Annotated in this window: 1 pseudogene; it reads right to left on the bottom strand. The window is 79.1% G+C overall.

The features are described 5' to 3' along the window. A pseudogene (locus ABT381_RS35925) lies at window positions 1-328 on the bottom strand (hypothetical protein); the annotation flags it as partial. Window positions 329-1,060: the final 732 nt, after the last annotated feature.

Here is a 1,060-nt window from a genome sequence, read left to right on the forward strand (position 1 = left end):
CCGAGACCCACAGCACCGGTAATACCGAGACCGACCGCGACACGGCACCGCAGTTCGTGCTGCCGCTGGTCGTCCGGATGGAGAAGGCCGCGCCGCCCGACGGATCGATGATCGCCTCGACCCGCCACTGCACGCCGAAGCGCTCGGCCAGCGCCTCGCGCAGTACGTCCTCACTGCCGCCGTTCGCGAAGCTGTCGCGCGCACCGGCGTTGGGGAAGCCGACCTGCAGGGTCGTCCCGTCGAACCCGGCGACCTGGGCGTTCTGGCTGAGCAGGATCCAGGTGAAGCGGCGCTTGCCCTTCACCGCCTCCAGAATGTCCGGCCACATCTGCCGTACTTGCTGGGTCCCCTGAGCAGCGCCCTGCGCACCGGGACCCGGCCCCTGCGCACCGGCGGGCTGCCCCGAGCCGTACTGCTGGCTCTGCCCCGCGGGCTGCTGAGGCGCGGGGGGCTGGGGCGCGGGCTGCTGCGGGGCGGGTGCCTGCGGTGCGGACGACTGGGGTGCGGGTGCCTGCGGGGCGGACGGCTGCTGTACTGGCGCGCCGCCCTGGCTTCCGGGTGCGGCCGCGGTCGGCCAGCCGCCCGGCTGCCGGCCACCGGCCGCGCCGCCGTCGGCCGTACCGGTCGTGCCTGCCGGGGGGCCGGCCTGCGGTGCCGTACCGCCGCTCGTCGGCCAGGCTCCAGGCCGCTGACCGGCCTCCTCGCCGGGGCCGCCGGGCCCGCCGGCTCCGCCCGGTCCGCTCGCGGCGCCGGGCCAGGCGCCCGGACGGCGCGACGCCGCGCCGCCCTCTTCGCCGGAGCCGGGCCCCGAGCCGGAGCCCAGGCCGGAGCCCGAGCCGGCCGCCTGTCCACTCTCACCCGGCGCATCGCCCGAACCACCACCGGCGCCCGCCGAGCCACCGGCCGGCGGCGCCTCCGCCCCGGCCGCCGACTGTCCGCCACCGGGATATGCCCCACCGGCAGGTGCACCGGCAGCACCGCCCGCCGGGCCGCCCGCCGGAGCTCCCGTCGGACCGCCCGCCGCGCCGCTCGTCGCCCCGCGGACCGCGGCCCGCGCGGC

It is taken from the genome of Streptomyces sp. NPDC000151 (assembly GCF_040301705.1).
GTDB lineage: Bacteria > Actinomycetota > Actinomycetes > Streptomycetales > Streptomycetaceae > Streptomyces.